We start from the raw sequence: 13,540 nt of genomic DNA on the forward strand, positions 1-13,540 counted from the left end.
GAGTGATTGCTTCCCATGGCAACTGCAGAGGAGACCGATGCGCCTGCGGCGTACGAGGAACTGCTCGACCAGTACGAACGACTCACGTACGTCGGGGGCGCGTCCGGCGTGCTCTCCTGGGACCAGCAGGTGATGATGCCGGAGGGCGGCGCGCCCGCGCGCTCGAAGCAGCTCTCGGCGCTGTCGGCCATCCACCACGAACTCCTGACGGACGACGACGTGGGTGAGTGGCTGGACGAACTCGACGACGCCGACCTCACCGGCGAACAGGACGCGGTCGTGCGCGAGATTCGACGCCAGTACGAGCGCGCGAACGCCGTGCCGGTCGAACTCGTCGAGGAGATCTCGGAGACGTCGAGCGAGGCGCTGCAGGTGTGGGAGGACGCGAAGGCGGAGGACGACTTCTCTGCGTTCGCGCCCTACCTCGAAGACCTCGTGGAACTCAAACGGGAGTACGCCGAACACATCGACCCCGACGCGGACCCGTACGAGGTCCTGTTCGCGGACTACGAACCCTACCTCGACCTCGACACGGCCGAGCGCGTGCTCACGCGGCTGCGCGACGAACTCGTCCCGCTCATCGACGAACTGAACGACGCGGACGCCGACCTCGCCCAGCCGTTCGACGGCACGTATCCCGAGGACGCCCAGGAGGCGCTCAGCCGGGACGTACTGGAGAAAGTGGACTACGACTTCGAGCGCGGCCGCCTCGACACCTCCAGTCACCCATTTACATCGGGCAATCAGTTCGACACCCGCATTACGACGCGTTTCGACGAGTCCGACCCGCTCGGCGCGCTGATGAGCACCGTCCACGAGTACGGGCACGCCCAGTACAACCTCGGCGTCCCCCAGGAGGCCTATGGTACGCCGCTCGGCGAGTCCCGCGACCTCACCGTCCACGAGTCCCAGAGCCGGCTCTGGGAGAACCACATCGGCCGCAGTCGCGCGTTCTACGACCTCGTCCTCGACGACCTCAAAGAGCACTTCGACGGTATCGACGACGCGAGCGTCGAGGACGTGTACGAGGCCGCGAACCAGATTTATCCGGAGAACCTGATTCGCGTGGAGGCGGACGAACTCACCTACCACATGCACATCATCCTCCGGTTCGAAATCGAACGCGACCTCATCAGCGGCGACCTCGACGTCGAAGACGTTCCCGACGTCTGGAACGAGAAGATGGAGGAGTACCTCGGCGTCACGCCCGACACGGACGCCGAAGGCTGCCTGCAGGACATCCACTGGAGTCACGGCAACTTCGGGTACTTCCCCACGTACTCGCTCGGCAGCGTGCTCGCCGCCCAGCTCTACGCGAGCGCCGACGAGGACATCGACGACCTCGACGCGAAGGTAGCCGCCGGCGACTTCGACGACCTCCACGACTGGCTCGGCGAGAACGTCCACCGGCACGGGAAGCGCTACACGACGCCCGACCTCGTCGAGGAAGCGACCGGCGAACCCTACACGGCCGACTACTTCCTCGACTACGCCGAGTCCAAGTTCCGCGACCTCTACGACCTCTAACCCTCGCGAACCACCTTTTTCACGGCCGGCCGGGTGCGAGATTTTATGTGGGCGGGCGTCCCGCATTCACATATGGCAACCAAACGCCAGTCCGGTTCCGGTAGCCCGGTTCCGTCAGCCCTCCCCGTCAGCGCCGCTATCGGCGCGGCCGCGTACGTCCTGAACTACGTCCTCGTCTACGTGTTCATGCTCGTAGACGGCGTCGAGTCCAGCGGCGACATTCCCGGCTGGAAGGTCGCCGGCTGGGTGTTCTACAACGCCCACAACGTGGACGTTGCCGTCAGCGTCGGCGGTGAGAGCGCGTCCGGGAGCTACCTGGAGAGCGCGTCGGCCGGCGGTCTCACCGACGCTATCTCCGCGCTCACCAGCACGGTCCCGAAACTCGTCTACTACGTCGTGCCCGCGCTCGTCCTCGTGCTCGCGGGCGTGCTCGCCGCGCGCCGCGTTCGCGCGACCCTCAGCGGCGTGGAAGCCGCGGGCGTCGGCGCGGGCGTCGCCGGCGGCTACCTCGTGCTCGCCGTCGTCGGCGTGTTCGTCTTCGAGTACAGCGTCTCCGCGTTCGGCACGACCGCGTCCCTCGCGCCGAAACTCTCCTCCGCCGTCCTGCTCGCCGGCCTCGTCTACCCGCTCGTCTTCGGGGCTATCGGCGGCGTCCTCGACAGCATCTAGCCCGCACCGGCTCATTTCTCGGTTCGGCGTTCGCCGTCTGTCCGCCCGACACGCTTAAGTCATGGTGTGTCATACCATGGCATGTAATGTCGAGCGCACAGGAGTCCACCGACGGCGTCCTCGACGAGTTCCTCGAAGCACGCGGTCACGACACGTCGCCCGCGACGTGGGACCGAAGCTATAACAAGAAGCAGTGTCCCGACTGCGGCGGACTCCACGACGACGACGCCACCACCTGCGCGGTCTGCGGCTGGGCGCCCTAGAGCACCTCGTCCGCCATCGCCGCGACGAACGCCTCCTGCCTCGGGCTGGTCGACAGGAGTTCCACTTCGTCGAACCCCGCGTCCGCGTGGCGGTCAAGTAGCTCACCGACATCGGCGACGCTGTCGGTGACGAGCCCCCAGCCGTCCCAGTCCTCGCGCGGGATGTCGCGGCCGCGTGCTTCTACCTCGCGGGGGTCGTACACGTCCTCGTCGAACCCGACCGCCATCGACCCCGTCCAGAACTCCACGGCGTCCAGCGCGTCCGCGTACTCCTCGGCGTAGGAGACGCTGGCCTGTCGAATTCGCCGTATCTCGTCGGGGTTGCGGTCCGCCTCCTCGGCGCCGGCTTCGAGCGCCGGCACGAGTTCGTTCTCGTACGTCTCGACGGGCGCGAGCGTGAGGAATCCGTCCGCGTACCGGCCCGCGACCTCCGCGGAGTGCACGCCGTTTCCCGCGACGTACAGCGGCACGTCTTCTGCGGGCCGCGTGTAGAGTTTCGCGCCGTCCAGATTCCAGTAGTGGCCGTCGTAGTCCACGAACTCGCCGGTCATCAGCTTCCGGTAGATGCGGCAGGCGTCCACGAGGCGCGCGCGGCGCTCCGGGTAATCCGGCCACTCGTAGTCGAGCGGGCGCTCGTTCATCGCCTCCCCGGTTGCGAGCGTCAGGTGGACGCGTCCCGGATACATCGACCCGAGCGTCGCTGCGAACTGCGTGAGCAACCCCGGGTGGTAGCGGCCGACCGGCGGCGTGACGCCCGTCCCCATCCGCACGCTGTCGGTGCGTTCGAGCGCCGACCCGAGCCACGGCCACGCCGCCCCGCAGTGCGCGTCCGTATGCCACCAGGGATGGAAGTGGTCGCTCGTCCACACCGAGTCGAACCCCGCGTCGTCCGCGAGTTCAGCGTGGTCGAGGAGTCTGCTCGGCGCGTACTGCTCGTGCGCGGCGAACAAACCGATGTCCATACTGGTTCCAGAGACGCCGACGGAAAACAGTTAGTGGCCGTCTAGTCGTCCTCTTCTACGTCCACCTGGCTGGTGCGTTCGGCGGCGCGCTCGATGAACTCGTCCGGGAGTTCGTCGATTTCGCCCGCCTGCACGCCCCAGAGGTTCGCGTACAGGCCGTCCTCCGCCAGGAGGTCCTCGTGCGTGCCGCGCTCCACGATTTTCCCGTCCTCGAGCACGACGATCTGGTCTGCGTCCTTGATGGTGGAGAGGCGGTGCGCGATGCTGAACGTCGTGCGGTTCTCCGTAAGCTCGTCCAGGCTGCGCTGGATGAGCATCTCCGTCTCCGTGTCCACGTCGCTCGTCGCCTCGTCCAGAATCATGATGTCGGGGTCCTTGAGGATGGCGCGCGCGATGTCGATGCGCTGGCGCTGGCCGCCCGACAGTTTCACGCCGCGCTCCCCGACCTTCGTCTCGTAGCCGTCCGGGAGGTTCGTGATGAACTCGTGGGCTTCCGCGGCCTTCGCCGCCTCCACGACCGCCTCCTGGCTCGCGTCGAACGACCCGTACCGGATGTTCTCCTCCACCGTCCCGTAGAACAGGAAGGTGTCCTGACTGACGTACCCGATGGATTGTCGAATCGAGGGGAGGGTGACGTTCCGGATGTTCTGGCCGTCGATTTCGATGCGGCCGTCGTCGGGGTCGTACATCCGCAGCAGGAGTTTGAGCACGGTGGACTTCCCGGCGCCCGTCGGTCCGACGAGCGCGAGCGTGTCGCCGCCGTCCACGTCGAAGGAGACGTCCTCGATGATGGGTTCGTCGTCGTAGCCGAACGTCACGTCCTCGTAGACGACTTCGCCATCGGTCACGTCGAGTTCGTCCGCGTTCGGGTCTTCCTCGATGCGCGACGGTTCGTCCATCAGGCCGAAGATACGCTCGCTGGACGCCCGCGCCCGCTGGTACATATTGATAATCTGTCCGAACTGCGCCATCGGCCAGATGAACTGCTGGCTGAGCTGAATGAACACGACGAACTGCCCGATGGTGAGCGTGCCCGCGAGTCCGAACGGCGCGCCGACCGCCGCCCAGTACCCGCCGACGAGGAAGGTGAGGACGAACCCGATACCCGCGATGACGCGGAGCGCCGGGAAGAACTTGATACGGATGGTGATAGCCCCCCAGTTCGCGTCGAAGTAGCCCTCCGAAACGTCCTCAACACGCTCACCCTCGTAGTCTTCGGTATTACTGGTTTTGATGACCTGGATGCCGCCGAGGTTGTTCTCCAGCCGGGAGTTCATCTGGCCGACCGAGGACCGCACGTCGGCGTACTCCGGCTGAATCTTCTTCACGAACCGGTACGTGAACCACGCGATGATGGGAACCGGCAGCATCGTGATGATGGCGAGCTTCCAGTTCAGGTAGACGAGAACGAAACCCACCGCGACAACCATCACTGAGAGCCGGAACGCCGAGTTCATTCCGTCGTTCAGGAACCGCTCCAGTCGGTTCACGTCGTTCGAGAGGATGGACATCATTTCGCCCGTCTGCTTCGTGGCGAAGAAGTCCATGTTCAGCCGCTGCATCTTGTCGTACGTGTCGGTTCGGACCGCGTGCTGGATGTTCTGACTGAACGAGTTGAATCCCCAGTTCCGGAACCAGTGGAAGCCCGCGCCGCCGAAGAACGCGAACGCGATGATGGCGGACGCCACGATGAGCTGGTTCACTTGGGTTGTCGGCTGCAGTCCGGTGGGGAGGAATCCGAGGAACGGGTAGGAGTTGTAGAGGATGGAGTCGATAGCGTACCCGAGCATCAGCGCGGGCACCAAGTCGAGCACGCGGGCGAAGATGCTCGCCACCACCCCCACGAGGAACGCGAATCGGTTCTCCCTGCCGTACGTATCGAAGAGGCGACGCATCGCGTTCGAGGAGTCCGCGCGGACGTCCTCGAACGGGTCGTCGTCGTCGCCGTCGAAGGCACTCATTACTGGTAGAAAGTGACACCCTGACAAAAGAGTTTCCTACGAACCGAAACATGCCACGGCGCTCCCGGCGGTGACGCTACGTTCGACGGTCCAGTTGTAGGGGAGTTCCAGCACGCAGTCCGCGCGCCCGCGATACCGGGTGAGCGGCGGGTCCTCCACGACCGCGTGGTGGATTGCCGTCACCTCGCCGTTCGCGACGAACACGATGTCGATGGGGTAGTTCATCCCCCGCATCACGTACGCCCGCTCACCCACCGACGAGTATCGAAAGACCATCCCGTCCGCGGGCAGTTCTGTGGTGCCGCTCAGTCCATCGGAGCGCTCCCGCGCCGTGTCCGCCACCACCATCTCCAGCACCGCGGTGCCGTTCGCCGTCTCCACCGTCACGCTCGCACGCGACACCCCGTCGTCCGCGACCCACCACGCGCCGACCCCCGCGAGCGCCGCCACGAGAACCACCGCGACGACGGTTGAGCGACGCACCATACCACGCGTAGTACGGCGAAAGGCAAACGTTTTCCCCGCGCACCGGCCAATTTTCGCTGCGGGTCCGTGGTCTAGTGGTTATGACGCTTCCCTTACAAGGAAGAGGTCGGTGGTTCGAATCCGCCCGGACCCATTCTGCGACGAACAACGTGGAGGCGCGGATGGGGCAGTGGATTCGCGGCCCAGAGGACGAGCGAAACGAAGTCCTCGCGGTTCGAATCCGCCCGGACCCATTCTGCGACACACTCTTGTGAGAGGTCGCCGTCCCGTGGCAATCCGAAACCCTTTTTCACGCACTCCCCATCCACACGAATGCACGCCGCCTTAGCTCAGACTGGGAGAGCACTCGACTGAAGATCGAGCTGTCCCCCGTTCAAATCGGGGAGGCGGCATTCCAGTTCTACTCGAAACGCATTCACCGGACAGCGGCGCGTTCCGGCGGTTTCTCGGCGTAGTGTCCGAGTGGATTTGACTATGGTTTCACTCGCGCCCCGACGTTATCAGGCGCTTCGTGGGAGGGCGTTTGCGCCGTCCTCGACGGCGGCGAGCACGGCGTCGATGTGGTCGTCTCGCGTGCTGGAGTTGAAGAGTTCGTGGCCGTCGGTGAAGGCGATGCGGTTCGATTCGGGGGCGTGGTCTTCGATTGTGGGGCCGCTGACGATGGGGTCGTCGGGGTTGTAGAAGACGGCGTCCCGGGTGTCGAATGGCGGGAGGCTGTTTTGGGCGCGTTTGGCTTCGCGGAGGAAGGTGGGTGCGGCGTAGTCGGGGGCGTCGGCGACCCAGGCGTCGCTCGCGAGGGTTCCGAGTTCTTCGCGGGTCGCCTCGGCGGGCAGAATGGGCGTCGAGACGGGGAGGCGGGTGGCCAGGGAGACGAGCGGGTTCCGGAGGTCGTCGTGGAATCCCCACCAGGGACTGAGGTAGGTGCGGGTCTGGAGAGAGTTGTCGGTGTCGAGGTGCCGGGCGACGAGGCCGCCCGTGCTGTGGCTGAGGAGGCGGTAGTCGTCGAGGTCGTCGACGAACGACTGGACGGGCGCGAGGTACTCGCGGTCGAAGTCCGTGATGGTGCGCGGGAGTTCGAACGCGCTCACGCGATAGCCGGCGTCAGTGAGGCGGTCAACGAGCCACTGGACGCCGTCGTGCTCAGGGCGGTTTCCCCAGCCGAGGACGAAGACGAGGCGATCGTCGCCGTCGCCGTAGTCGACGCGTCGCATACCGTGACTCCGTTATGCGCGCCCAAAGCGTTTGCCGTGCGTACCTTTATCACGGGCTGTCGTGCACGCCACGGTATGCCGTCTGTCGAGAGCGAGCACGTGCGAATCGATGTCGAGGACAGTCGCGCGGACGTCGTCATCACGCGTCCGGAGAAACGAAACGCGCTCACCGGAGCGGCGGTCCGAGACCTCACGGAGGCGGTTCGGGCGGTCGAGAACGCCGAGGGGGTGCGCGCGGCGACGCTCCGCGGGGAGGGAAGCGTGTTCTGCGCGGGGTTCGACCTGGAGATGATGTCGGAGAACGACGTGCGCGAGCACGACGCGCTCCACCGGGACTTCCGGGAACTCCTCGACACCATCGACGCGATGACGACGCCGACGGTCGCCGCGGTGAAGCGCGCTGGTATCGCGGGCGGGTTCGAACTCACGCTCCCCTGCGACTTCCGCGTGCTCGGGGAGGACGCGAAGTACGGCGTTATCGAGGTCGACCTCGGTATCTTCCCGCATCAGGGGTCGACGCAGCGCCTCCCGCGCCTCGTCGGGCTCGCGAAGGCGAAGGAACTGGTGTTGACGGGCGAGTTCGTCGACCCCGCGGAGGCCGACCGCATCAACCTCGTCACCGAGGTCGCGCCGACGGACGAGGTGGACGACCGGGCGCGCGAACTCGCGGACTCGCTCACGGAGAAAGCCCCGCGCGGCGTCGAGAACGCGCTCCGGGCGTTCTCCCACACGTTCGACGTGCCGCTCGAGGAGGGACTGGACTACGAGCACGCGCTCGCGATGGACGTGTACGGGACGGAGGACCGCCGCGAGGGCTTCGCGGCGCAGTTGGAGGGCCGCGACCCCGAGTTCTCCGGGCGTTGACCCGAGTCGGGATGGAAACCCCTATTGTTTCGAACCGAAATAGTTGGGTGTAGTGCGTTTTCCGAACCCCGTCCGGCTGGTCATCCTCGGCGTCGGCCTCCTCCTCTCGCGGATCGGCCTCGTCGACCGCCAGCACGTCCGCTCGACAACCGACCTCTCGTGGCCCCGCATTGTCACGGGGCTCGCGCGGATGTCGAAGAACGCCGCCGACGTGGCGATGGTCGGCGTCGTCCTCGGGGAAGCCGCCATCGGCGGAGTCGGCCTCGCCTCCCCGTTCTGGGGGCTCGCCTTCTCCATCGGCGGCGGGATGGCCGCCGGCACCATCGCGCTCGTCTCCCAGGGCCACGGCGCCGAGGACTACGACCAGTTCGGGCAGGCCATCCGCTCCAGCGTGCTCGTCGTCCTCGCGCTCACGCTCCCGCTCGCCGCCGTCCTGTTCTTCTTCCCGACCCAGCTCATCGGCCTCCTCGCGGGCGACCCCGCGACCGTCCAGTACGGCGCGGACTACCTCCGCATCCTCGCGTTCGGCGTGCCGTTCGCCGGCCTGAACCTCGTCGGCAGCCGCATCTACATCGGCGCCGACGACGCCTACACGCCGATGATAGTGCGCGGCGGCGGCGCCGCGTCCAACATCGGCCTGAACGCCCTCTTCATCTTCGGCCTCGGCATGGGCGTCACCGGCGCCGCGCTCGGCACCGTGCTCGCGAACGTCATCGGCACCACCGCGTTCGCCGTCGGCCTCATCCGCGGCCGCCTCCCGTTCTGCGACCCGCTCCCCGTCCCCGTGTCGCTCCGCGGCCGCTACGTCGACCGCGAGACCGTCACCGACATCGTCCGCATCGGCACCCCTGTCGTCGGTCGGAACGGCGTCTGGACCGTCGCCCGCATCCCGATGCTCGCCGTCGTCGCCAGCTTCGGCACCACCGTCCTCGCCGCCTACACCGTCGCCCGCCGCATCTACGCCCTCATGAACACGCCCGGCTGGGGGTTCGGCCTCGCGTCCAGCAGCCTCGTCGGCCAGAACCTGGGGCGGGGTGACGAGGCCGGCGCGGAAGCCGTCGCGAAGGACGTCGTCCTGTTCTCCATCGGCACGTACCTCGTCGCATCCGCCATCGTCGCCGCCTTCGCTCAGCCCATCGCCGACCTGTTCATCGGCCCCGACGCCACGCCCGGCACCGTCCCCACAACCACCGCGTTCGTCTACGTCTGCTGTATCGCGGTGCTCGCGCAGGCCGTGAAGGGCGCGGCCGCCGGCCCGCTCGACGCCGCCGGCGACACCCGCGTCCCCTTCTACAGCCAGCTCGTCGGGATGTTCGGGTTCGCGCTCCCGCTCGCTGCGCTCGGCGCGTACACCGACCTCGGCCTCATCGGCCTCTACCTCTCTCTTGTCGCCGAGACGTTCGTCCCCGCCGCAATCAACTACTGGTGGTTCTCCACCGGCGTCTGGAAGGAACGCAGCCGCGAGTTCCGCCCCGGCACCCCCGCCAACGACTAACTTCTATGACAGCATATATCGCGTAAGGGTTATCAGTGGGGAGGTACTCTGTATATCTGTAATGGCAACTGGTACGGTTGATTTCTTCAACGACACTGGCGGTTACGGTTTCATCGAGACTGAGGATGCGGACGAGGACGTTTTCTTCCACATGGAGGACGTTGGCGGCCCGGACCTCGAGGAAGGCACTGAGGTTGAATTCGAGATCGAGGACGCCCCCAAGGGTCCCCGCGCGAAGAACCTCACGCGCCTCGAATAACGCGTAACCCGGTAACGGTAGCAAAACAGATTTTCCACGTATTCACGCCGCGTAGCTACTGCTCTCGCTTCGGTTCGCCGAGCGAGTGCCACGGCCGCACCGAGTGCACGCCGTACTCCTCCTCCAGCGCGAGCGGCGTTTCGTTCTCTTCTGCACCCAGGACGGCGATTCCCGTCACGTCCGCGCCCGCGGCTTCGAGCAGGTCGAGCGCCGCCGTCATCTGGGACGCCGTCTCCATCCAGTCGTCCACGAGCAGGACGCGGCAGCCGTCGGGCACCATCCGCGTGTCGAGCTCGAGCGTCTTCTCCACGCCAGTGTAGTCCACGAGCGACTCCGAACGCCGGTGCTCGTCCGCGATGGGGAGTTTTCCCGTCTTCCGCACCGTAACGAGACCCGTGTCGAGCTCACGCGCGAGCGCCGCGCCCGGCACGAACCCGAGCGCGTCGATAGCCGCCACGCGGTCCACCTCCGTGGCGTCGTACGGTTCGAGCAGGTCGTCCACGAACGCCGAGAACGCCTCCGGGTCCGCGAACAGGCCGGGGACGTTGTACCGGTACTCCGCGCTCTCGATGCGCTCGACGTACTCGCTCCACTCCATTACTCGAAGCGCCACTGGTCGCTCAACTCCGAGACGGCGCCGCGCGGGTCGTCGCCGCGCGCCAGCCGCCGGAGCTCTTCACCGTCGAACGCGTACTCGCGGTCCGCGTTCCGCGTCACCAGCCGCCGACTCCGCAGCGCGTCCAGCAGGCTTTGGGCGTCCCCAATGGGCAGGGATGCCGCCTCACAGAGGTCGTGCGCGGTCCGCTCGCCGTCGAGTTCGTCCAGCAGTCGTCGCGCGCGCTCCTCGTTGCACTGTGACTCCCGAATCGCCGCCTCCACGCGCACCCGAACCGACGGCGACTCCAACAGCGCGTCCACGCGCTCAGAGCGCCCGCCGTCGTCCGCCTCGCCGTCCCCGGATGGCGTCTCGACCGCTTTCTCGTCGGCGAGTTCCTCGCCGCGTTCCTTGAACTTCTCCTGAATCTCCTCGATGTCGTAGGACTCGGGTTCCTCCTCGTTCAGCGCGTCCTCCAACCGCTCGACCTTCGCGCGCAAGGCCTCCACGTCCTCGTCCGCGTCCGTGGGGAGCGTCGTCTGCACGCCCTCCGCCGTCAATACGTTCGCCATCTGGCGCGCCGCCATCGAGACGTTCCGCGCCGACCGGAGTTCCTCCTCCAGTTCGTTAATGCGCTCGCGCTTCGCCGCGAGTTCCTCCTCCAGCTCCGCGATGCGGTCCGCCTCGCGCTCCTCGCGCTCCGAAATCGACGCGAGGTCGTCCATCAACCCCTCGCTCACCGACTTCAGTTCGGGGCGCTCGAAGTCGTCGAGGCCCGGGGTCGCGCCCGCGTCGAACGTCCGCTTGCGCTTGAACTGGATGCGCGAAACCGCGTCGTCCGTCCAGTCCGCCTGCACGAACGCCTCTCCCGCGTCCAACTCCGACACCTGTTCGCCGTACTCCGAACCGACGATTCGCCCCACGACCTTCGTGTCGTTCTCCCACGTGAGCCGGTGCCAGACCAACCAGTTCGCCTGCGTGATGAAGTCCTTCTTCACGTCCGCCGGCCGCTGACTGATACCCATCACGCCCAGGCCGTGCTTGCGCCCGCGCTTCCCGACCTTGATGAGCATCCGGCCCGTTTCGCCCATCCCCGCGCCCTCCGGGATGTACTCGTGGACTTCCTCCACGACGAGCAAAAACGGCTTCTTCAGCTTCTTCTCCTTCACGAACAACTGCCGCGCCGTCTCCCGCACCAGTTCGTCCGACGCGTCCTCGTCCAGGAACCCCGACACGTCGAGGATGACGGGAACGTTTTGTTCGAGCGCGAGGCTCGCGAGCTTCTCCGCGTGCTCCGGGCCGACCTGGATGTCGCACTCCTCGTCAGCGCCCGCGTGAAGCAACTCGAACTCCTCCTTCAACCCGTAGTACTCGCCCTCACAGTCCACGATGAGGACGGGGAAGCCCGCGTCGAGGAGTTCCTCGATGACGACGCTCGCCGTGTTCGACTTCCCGCTCCCGGACTTCCCCGTGAGGAACGCGCGTCCCGTGAGGATGTCGACGGTCGGCAGTTCCACGGCAGCGCCGTCCGCCGTCTCCCCGACGTGAATGTGCTCCTCGTCGGTGCTCGCTGGCTCCATCAGTTGTCGGAGAATGAGCGCCCGACGGAATGAACGTTACTCCTGTCGCGCCGGATGGCTCTCCGGGAGGCGCCGCCGACCGAACGTCCGCTCGCGCAGCGTCCCCGACGACGAGTCCTCCGGCAGCAGGTCGCGCTCGCGGAGCTCGGGAACGACGAGGTCAACGAAGGCCTGGAGGGTGTCCGGACGCACGACCTCCTTCACGTTGAAGCCGTTCACGCCGACCTCGTCGTGCCAGCGCTCGAACTCGTCCGCGACCTGCTCGGGCGTCCCGACCACGGTTGGCGACGTGGTGCCGAGGCCCGCGAACTCCGCGACCTCCCGCACCGTCCACTCGCGGTCGTCGTTCGTCGTGAACGCGTTCACGACACCCTGAATGGCCTCGGTTTCGATGTGTTCGAGCTTCTGGTCGGGGTCGAGTTCGGAGAGGTCCATGTCCACGAACCCGGAGAGTAGCGTGAGCACGCCCTCAACGTCGATCGCGTCGACGTAACTCTCGTGCTTCGCTTTCGCGAGTTCCTCCGTCTCGCCGACGATGGGGACGATTCCCGTGAAGAACTCCAGCGTATCGGGGTCGCGGCCGTACGACGCCGCGCGCTCGCGCACGTCCTCCATGTAGTCCGTGACCGCCTGCTCGTTCGGCTGACTGACGAACACGGCCTCGGCGTTCTGCGCCGCGAACTCCCGGCCCCTATCGGACGACCCGGCCTGATAGAGGACGGGCGTGCGCTGCGGGCTCGGCTCGCAGCCGTGCGGACCCGGAATCTGGAAGTACTCGCCGTCGAAGTCGATGTCGTGCACCTTCCCCGGGTCGGTGAACGTCCCGGAGTCGCGGTCCCGCACGACTGCGTCGTCCTCCCAGGAGTCCTCCCAGAGCCGATAGCAGACCTCCATGAACTCGTCTGCGCGGTCGTAGCGCTCGTCGTGCTCGATACGCTCCTCGAGTCCGAGGTTCGCCGCGGCGCTCTCCAGGTAGGAGGTGACGATGTTGAACGCGATGCGGCCGTCCGTCACGTGGTCCAGCGTCGATAGCTCGCGGGCGAGCTGGTACGGGTGGTTGTACGACGTGGACTTCGTCACCGCAAACCCGAGGTCGTCGGTTACCTCGGCCATCGCGGGCACGACGTACGCGGGGTCGTTCGAGGGCGTCTGCACCGCCTTCTCGATGGCGGGTGTCTGGCTGTCGTCGTACACGTCGTAGACGCCGCGCACGTCCGCGAAGAACACGGCGTCGAACCCGCCGCGTTCGGCCGTTCGCGCGACTTCCGTCCAGTACTCGCGGTCCGTGTAGCGATGTGACTGGTCGCCGGGGTACCGCCAGGACCCGACCGTCACGTGCTCCACGGAGTTCATCGTGAAGAGGTTCAGATGCAGGTGGTCGTCGCTCATTAGGTATCGCAACGGCCGCGACCGCCTAATAGCGACGGACACCGGCGAGTTTACGTGGTGTCTCCCCGCGGCCGTCACCAACACCGGCAAGAATGGCTTTCGGATGACTTCGCGGACGCACGAGGCTCGTCACCGCCTCCGAACCAGACCCCGCGCGGCGACTCGTCAGGACATACCCGCCGCTGGCCGCGCCATCGTATTTGAACGTTTGCGCGAGCCGGTGGAGCGGTCGCTGTGGCGGCACGGTTGTGGCAATGGAGACGCATTCGCGCCGCGCGC

Annotated in this window: 13 protein-coding genes and 2 tRNA genes; 8 read left to right on the forward strand and 7 right to left on the reverse strand. The window is 66.5% G+C overall.

All coding sequences use genetic code 11. From position 1 onward, the window contains the following. The first annotated feature begins 15 nt into the window (after positions 1-15). From U3A55_RS12670 to U3A55_RS12680, 3 genes are all read left to right on the forward strand, one after another. On the forward strand, positions 16-1,527 hold the full coding sequence (locus U3A55_RS12670) for a carboxypeptidase M32 (RefSeq protein WP_330991866.1): 1,512 nt from the start codon (positions 16-18) through the stop codon (positions 1,525-1,527). A gap of 72 nt (positions 1,528-1,599) precedes the next feature. Continuing rightward, positions 1,600-2,196 (forward strand): hypothetical protein, encoded by a 597-nt coding sequence (locus U3A55_RS12675; protein ID WP_330991867.1) that lies wholly within the window; start codon positions 1,600-1,602, stop codon positions 2,194-2,196. Positions 2,197-2,282: 86 nt separating this feature from the next. Continuing rightward, on the forward strand, positions 2,283-2,459 hold the full coding sequence (locus U3A55_RS12680; protein ID WP_168219929.1) for an HVO_0416 family zinc finger protein: 177 nt from the start codon (positions 2,283-2,285) through the stop codon (positions 2,457-2,459). Here the strand turns inward: U3A55_RS12680 and U3A55_RS12685 are convergent. Genes U3A55_RS12685 through U3A55_RS12695 form a run of 3 tightly spaced genes read right to left on the reverse strand, consistent with a single transcriptional unit; the run spans position 2,456 to position 5,868 of the window. Next, positions 2,456-3,421 (reverse strand): LLM class flavin-dependent oxidoreductase, encoded by a 966-nt coding sequence (locus U3A55_RS12685; RefSeq protein WP_330991868.1) that lies wholly within the window; start codon positions 3,419-3,421, stop codon positions 2,456-2,458. The genes U3A55_RS12680 and U3A55_RS12685 overlap by 4 nt on opposite strands. 41 nt (positions 3,422-3,462) lie before the next feature. Continuing rightward, positions 3,463-5,382, reverse strand: a complete 1,920-nt coding sequence (locus U3A55_RS12690; RefSeq protein WP_330991869.1) for an ABC transporter ATP-binding protein — start codon at positions 5,380-5,382, stop codon at positions 3,463-3,465. A gap of 36 nt (positions 5,383-5,418) precedes the next feature. Further along, positions 5,419-5,868, reverse strand: coding sequence for a DUF192 domain-containing protein (locus U3A55_RS12695; protein WP_330991870.1), 450 nt, complete (start codon positions 5,866-5,868; stop codon positions 5,419-5,421). 60 nt (positions 5,869-5,928) lie between these two features. Between U3A55_RS12695 and U3A55_RS12700 the strand changes: the two genes are divergently transcribed. Then, positions 5,929-6,001, forward strand: a tRNA-Val gene (locus U3A55_RS12700). Positions 6,002-6,186: 185 nt separating this feature from the next. Continuing rightward, positions 6,187-6,260 (forward strand) — tRNA-Phe (locus U3A55_RS12705). 108 nt (positions 6,261-6,368) lie between these two features. On the opposite strand, the gene U3A55_RS12710 is transcribed toward U3A55_RS12705, so the two are convergent. Beyond that, positions 6,369-7,079, reverse strand: a complete 711-nt coding sequence (locus tag U3A55_RS12710) for an alpha/beta hydrolase (RefSeq protein ID WP_330991871.1) — start codon at positions 7,077-7,079, stop codon at positions 6,369-6,371. Positions 7,080-7,154: 75 nt separating this feature from the next. On the opposite strand from U3A55_RS12710, the gene U3A55_RS12715 reads away from it, so the two are divergent. The 3 genes from U3A55_RS12715 to U3A55_RS12725 all read left to right on the forward strand — a co-directional run bounded on the left by U3A55_RS12715 (position 7,155) and on the right by U3A55_RS12725 (position 9,697). After that, positions 7,155-7,943, forward strand: a complete 789-nt coding sequence (locus U3A55_RS12715) for an enoyl-CoA hydratase/isomerase family protein (protein ID WP_330991872.1) — start codon at positions 7,155-7,157, stop codon at positions 7,941-7,943. Between the two features lie 43 nt (positions 7,944-7,986). Further along, on the forward strand, positions 7,987-9,438 hold the full coding sequence (locus U3A55_RS12720) for an MATE family efflux transporter (protein WP_442978306.1): 1,452 nt from the start codon (positions 7,987-7,989) through the stop codon (positions 9,436-9,438). A gap of 61 nt (positions 9,439-9,499) precedes the next feature. Beyond that, positions 9,500-9,697, forward strand: a complete 198-nt coding sequence (locus U3A55_RS12725) for a cold-shock protein (RefSeq protein ID WP_330991874.1) — start codon at positions 9,500-9,502, stop codon at positions 9,695-9,697. Positions 9,698-9,752: 55 nt separating this feature from the next. Here U3A55_RS12725 and U3A55_RS12730 read toward each other — a convergent pair whose 3' ends face one another. From U3A55_RS12730 to U3A55_RS12740, 3 genes are read right to left on the reverse strand one after another with little or no spacing between them, the layout of a single operon-like run. Further along, the gene (locus U3A55_RS12730; protein WP_330991875.1) at positions 9,753-10,295 is read right to left on the reverse strand and encodes a phosphoribosyltransferase family protein; all 543 of its coding nucleotides are present in this window, start codon (positions 10,293-10,295) and stop codon (positions 9,753-9,755) included. Then, entirely contained in the window at positions 10,295-11,872 is a 1,578-nt protein-coding gene (locus U3A55_RS12735; protein WP_330991876.1) for a helicase HerA domain-containing protein, read from the reverse strand. The genes U3A55_RS12730 and U3A55_RS12735 overlap by 1 nt, the downstream gene beginning before the upstream one ends. Before the next feature lie 36 nt (positions 11,873-11,908). After that, complete coding sequence (locus U3A55_RS12740) at positions 11,909-13,261, reverse strand: LLM class flavin-dependent oxidoreductase (protein ID WP_330991877.1); 1,353 nt, start codon at positions 13,259-13,261, stop codon at positions 11,909-11,911. Between the last annotated feature and the right edge of the window lie 279 nt (positions 13,262-13,540).

The sequence above is a fragment of the Salarchaeum sp. III genome, assembly GCF_036418315.1.
GTDB lineage: Archaea > Halobacteriota > Halobacteria > Halobacteriales > Halobacteriaceae > Salarchaeum.